General features: G+C 51.2%; 2 tRNA genes and 3 rRNA genes. All 5 read left to right on the forward strand.

The window, feature by feature from the left end:
* The first annotated feature begins 308 nt into the window (after positions 1–308).
* The 5 genes from J1G35_RS30330 to rrf all read left to right on the forward strand — a co-directional run bounded on the left by J1G35_RS30330 (position 309) and on the right by rrf (position 5,524).
* A 16S ribosomal RNA gene (locus J1G35_RS30330) occupies positions 309–1,845 on the forward strand.
* A gap of 82 nt (positions 1,846–1,927) precedes the next feature.
* Positions 1,928–2,004, forward strand: a tRNA-Ile gene (locus J1G35_RS30335).
* A 30-nt stretch (positions 2,005–2,034) separates the two neighbouring features.
* Positions 2,035–2,110, forward strand: a tRNA-Ala gene (locus J1G35_RS30340).
* A gap of 249 nt (positions 2,111–2,359) precedes the next feature.
* Positions 2,360–5,251: ribosomal RNA gene (locus J1G35_RS30345) — 23S ribosomal RNA — on the forward strand.
* Between the two features lie 157 nt (positions 5,252–5,408).
* Positions 5,409–5,524: ribosomal RNA gene (gene rrf, locus J1G35_RS30350) — 5S ribosomal RNA — on the forward strand.
* Together the 16S, 23S and 5S rRNA genes with 2 tRNA genes alongside form the textbook arrangement of a ribosomal RNA operon.
* The last annotated feature ends 31 nt before the right edge of the window (positions 5,525–5,555 follow it).

Below are 5,555 nucleotides of genomic sequence, written 5' to 3' on the forward strand. Positions count from 1 at the left end.
ATTCGCCTCCCGCTGACGAGAGATCGGAAGCGCAAGTGGTTGAAGTTGTTGAAGAAATCTTCGAAAGCTTCTGAAAATAATCACTTGACAGCAAATGAGGCTGCTGTAGAATGCGCGCCTCGGTTGAGACGAAAGATCTTAACCAACCGCTCTTTAACAACTGAATCAAGCAATTCGTGTGGGTGCTTGTGGAGTCAGACTGATAGTCAACAAGATTATCAGCATCACAAGTTACTCCGCGAGAAATCAAAGAATAACCAACGATTGCTGAGCCAAGTTTAGGGTTTCTTAAAAACCCAAAGATGTTTGAACTGAAGAGTTTGATCATGGCTCAGATTGAACGCTGGCGGCAGGCCTAACACATGCAAGTCGAGCGGTAGAGAGAAGCTTGCTTCTCTTGAGAGCGGCGGACGGGTGAGTAATGCCTAGGAATCTGCCTGGTAGTGGGGGATAACGTTCGGAAACGGACGCTAATACCGCATACGTCCTACGGGAGAAAGCAGGGGACCTTCGGGCCTTGCGCTATCAGATGAGCCTAGGTCGGATTAGCTAGTTGGTGGGGTAATGGCTCACCAAGGCGACGATCCGTAACTGGTCTGAGAGGATGATCAGTCACACTGGAACTGAGACACGGTCCAGACTCCTACGGGAGGCAGCAGTGGGGAATATTGGACAATGGGCGAAAGCCTGATCCAGCCATGCCGCGTGTGTGAAGAAGGTCTTCGGATTGTAAAGCACTTTAAGTTGGGAGGAAGGGCCATTACCTAATACGTGATGGTTTTGACGTTACCGACAGAATAAGCACCGGCTAACTCTGTGCCAGCAGCCGCGGTAATACAGAGGGTGCAAGCGTTAATCGGAATTACTGGGCGTAAAGCGCGCGTAGGTGGTTTGTTAAGTTGGATGTGAAATCCCCGGGCTCAACCTGGGAACTGCATTCAAAACTGACTGACTAGAGTATGGTAGAGGGTGGTGGAATTTCCTGTGTAGCGGTGAAATGCGTAGATATAGGAAGGAACACCAGTGGCGAAGGCGACCACCTGGACTGATACTGACACTGAGGTGCGAAAGCGTGGGGAGCAAACAGGATTAGATACCCTGGTAGTCCACGCCGTAAACGATGTCAACTAGCCGTTGGGAGCCTTGAGCTCTTAGTGGCGCAGCTAACGCATTAAGTTGACCGCCTGGGGAGTACGGCCGCAAGGTTAAAACTCAAATGAATTGACGGGGGCCCGCACAAGCGGTGGAGCATGTGGTTTAATTCGAAGCAACGCGAAGAACCTTACCAGGCCTTGACATCCAATGAACTTTCTAGAGATAGATTGGTGCCTTCGGGAACATTGAGACAGGTGCTGCATGGCTGTCGTCAGCTCGTGTCGTGAGATGTTGGGTTAAGTCCCGTAACGAGCGCAACCCTTGTCCTTAGTTACCAGCACGTAATGGTGGGCACTCTAAGGAGACTGCCGGTGACAAACCGGAGGAAGGTGGGGATGACGTCAAGTCATCATGGCCCTTACGGCCTGGGCTACACACGTGCTACAATGGTCGGTACAGAGGGTTGCCAAGCCGCGAGGTGGAGCTAATCCCAGAAAACCGATCGTAGTCCGGATCGCAGTCTGCAACTCGACTGCGTGAAGTCGGAATCGCTAGTAATCGCGAATCAGAATGTCGCGGTGAATACGTTCCCGGGCCTTGTACACACCGCCCGTCACACCATGGGAGTGGGTTGCACCAGAAGTAGCTAGTCTAACCTTCGGGAGGACGGTTACCACGGTGTGATTCATGACTGGGGTGAAGTCGTAACAAGGTAGCCGTAGGGGAACCTGCGGCTGGATCACCTCCTTAATCGACGACATCAGCTGCTCCATAAGTTCCCACACGAATTGCTTGATTCATTGAAGAAGACGATAAGAAGCAGCCCGAAATTGGGTCTGTAGCTCAGTTGGTTAGAGCGCACCCCTGATAAGGGTGAGGTCGGCAGTTCGAATCTGCCCAGACCCACCAATTTTGTGTGGGAAACGCCTGTAGAAATACGGGGCCATAGCTCAGCTGGGAGAGCGCCTGCCTTGCACGCAGGAGGTCAACGGTTCGATCCCGTTTGGCTCCACCACTACTGCTTCTACGTTATGAAAGCTTAGAAATGAGCATTCCATCCAAGTGATGGTGAATGTTGATTTCTAGTCTTTGATTAGATCGTTCTTTAAAAATTTGCGTATGTGATAGAAAGATAGACTGAACGTTACTTTCACTGGTAACGGATCAGGCTAAGGTAAAATTTGTGAGTGACTCTTAATTGAGTATGATCGAATTTTCGGCGAATGTCGTCTTCACAGTATAACCAGATTGCTTGGGGTTATATGGTCAAGTGAAGAAGCGCATACGGTGGATGCCTTGGCAGTCAGAGGCGATGAAAGACGTGGTAGCCTGCGAAAAGCTTCGGGGAGTCGGCAAACAGACTTTGATCCGGAGATGTCTGAATGGGGGAACCCAGCCATCATAAGATGGTTATCTTGTACTGAATACATAGGTGCAAGAGGCGAACCAGGGGAACTGAAACATCTAAGTACCCTGAGGAAAAGAAATCAACCGAGATTCCCTTAGTAGTGGCGAGCGAACGGGGACTAGCCCTTAAGTGGCTTTGAGATTAGCGGAACGCTCTGGAAAGTGCGGCCATAGTGGGTGATAGCCCTGTACGCGAAAATCTCTTAGTCATGAAATCGAGTAGGACGGAGCACGAGAAACTTTGTCTGAATATGGGGGGACCATCCTCCAAGGCTAAATACTACTGACTGACCGATAGTGAACTAGTACCGTGAGGGAAAGGCGAAAAGAACCCCGGAGAGGGGAGTGAAATAGATCCTGAAACCGTATGCGTACAAGCAGTGGGAGCCCACTTTGTTGGGTGACTGCGTACCTTTTGTATAATGGGTCAGCGACTTATTTTCAGTGGCGAGCTTAACCGAATAGGGGAGGCGTAGCGAAAGCGAGTCTTAATAGGGCGTCTAGTCGCTGGGAATAGACCCGAAACCGGGCGATCTATCCATGGGCAGGTTGAAGGTTGGGTAACACTAACTGGAGGACCGAACCGACTACCGTTGAAAAGTTAGCGGATGACCTGTGGATCGGAGTGAAAGGCTAATCAAGCTCGGAGATAGCTGGTTCTCCTCGAAAGCTATTTAGGTAGCGCCTCATGTATCACTGTAGGGGGTAGAGCACTGTTTCGGCTAGGGGGTCATCCCGACTTACCAAACCGATGCAAACTCCGAATACCTACAAGTGCCGAGCATGGGAGACACACGGCGGGTGCTAACGTCCGTCGTGAAAAGGGAAACAACCCAGACCGTCAGCTAAGGTCCCAAAGTTATGGTTAAGTGGGAAACGATGTGGGAAGGCTTAGACAGCTAGGAGGTTGGCTTAGAAGCAGCCACCCTTTAAAGAAAGCGTAATAGCTCACTAGTCGAGTCGGCCTGCGCGGAAGATGTAACGGGGCTCAAACCATACACCGAAGCTACGGGTATCACGTAAGTGATGCGGTAGAGGAGCGTTCTGTAAGCCTGTGAAGGTGAGTTGAGAAGCTTGCTGGAGGTATCAGAAGTGCGAATGCTGACATGAGTAACGATAATGGGTGTGAAAAACACCCACGCCGAAAGACCAAGGTTTCCTGCGCAACGTTAATCGACGCAGGGTTAGTCGGTCCCTAAGGCGAGGCTGAAAAGCGTAGTCGATGGAAAACAGGTTAATATTCCTGTACTTCTGGTTATTGCGATGGAGGGACGGAGAAGGCTAGGCCAGCTTGGCGTTGGTTGTCCAAGTTTAAGGTGGTAGGCTGAGATCTTAGGTAAATCCGGGATCTTAAGGCCGAGAGCTGATGACGAGTTAACTTTTAGTTAACGAAGTGGTTGATGCCATGCTTCCAAGAAAAGCTTCTAAGCTTCAGGTAACCAGGAACCGTACCCCAAACCGACACAGGTGGTTGGGTAGAGAATACCAAGGCGCTTGAGAGAACTCGGGTGAAGGAACTAGGCAAAATGGCACCGTAACTTCGGGAGAAGGTGCGCCGGTGAGGGTGAAGGACTTGCTCCGTAAGCTCATGCCGGTCGAAGATACCAGGCCGCTGCGACTGTTTATTAAAAACACAGCACTCTGCAAACACGAAAGTGGACGTATAGGGTGTGACGCCTGCCCGGTGCCGGAAGGTTAATTGATGGGGTTAGCTAACGCGAAGCTCTTGATCGAAGCCCCGGTAAACGGCGGCCGTAACTATAACGGTCCTAAGGTAGCGAAATTCCTTGTCGGGTAAGTTCCGACCTGCACGAATGGCGTAACGATGGCGGCGCTGTCTCCACCCGAGACTCAGTGAAATTGAAATCGCTGTGAAGATGCAGTGTATCCGCGGCTAGACGGAAAGACCCCGTGAACCTTTACTATAGCTTTGCACTGGACTTTGAATTTGCTTGTGTAGGATAGGTGGGAGGCTTTGAAGCGTGGACGCCAGTCTGCGTGGAGCCAACCTTGAAATACCACCCTGGCAACTTTGAGGTTCTAACTCAGGTCCGTTATCCGGATCGAGGACAGTGTATGGTGGGTAGTTTGACTGGGGCGGTCTCCTCCTAAAGAGTAACGGAGGAGTACGAAGGTGCGCTCAGACCGGTCGGAAATCGGTCGTAGAGTATAAAGGCAAAAGCGCGCTTGACTGCGAGACAGACACGTCGAGCAGGTACGAAAGTAGGTCTTAGTGATCCGGTGGTTCTGTATGGAAGGGCCATCGCTCAACGGATAAAAGGTACTCCGGGGATAACAGGCTGATACCGCCCAAGAGTTCATATCGACGGCGGTGTTTGGCACCTCGATGTCGGCTCATCACATCCTGGGGCTGAAGCCGGTCCCAAGGGTATGGCTGTTCGCCATTTAAAGTGGTACGCGAGCTGGGTTTAGAACGTCGTGAGACAGTTCGGTCCCTATCTGCCGTGGACGTTTGAGATTTGAGAGGGGCTGCTCCTAGTACGAGAGGACCGGAGTGGACGAACCTCTGGTGTTCCGGTTGTCACGCCAGTGGCATTGCCGGGTAGCTATGTTCGGAATAGATAACCGCTGAAAGCATCTAAGCGGGAAACTAGCCTCAAGATGAGATCTCACTGGGACCTTGAGTCCCCTGAAGGGCCGTCGAAGACTACGACGTTGATAGGTTGGGTGTGTAAGCGCTGTGAGGCGTTGAGCTAACCAATACTAATTGCCCGTGAGGCTTGACCATATAACACCCAAGCAATTTGACTACTCGAAAGAGCATCAGATTGCGGTGTGTGAAGACGCAATGAACCGAAAGTTCGACGCTCACAAAACACCGACAGCTGTCACATACCCAATTTGCTGAAGCGAGGCCAACTGGCCACGACTCAGTACCCGAATTTCTTGACGACCATAGAGCATTGGAACCACCTGATCCCATCCCGAACTCAGCAGTGAAACGATGCATCGCCGATGGTAGTGTGGGGTTTCCCCATGTGAGAGTAGGTCATCGTCAAGATTAAATTCCGAAACCCCATTTGCGAAAGCAG

This window comes from Pseudomonas sp. SH10-3B, assembly GCF_019891415.1.
In the GTDB taxonomy this organism is placed as follows: domain Bacteria; phylum Pseudomonadota; class Gammaproteobacteria; order Pseudomonadales; family Pseudomonadaceae; genus Aquipseudomonas.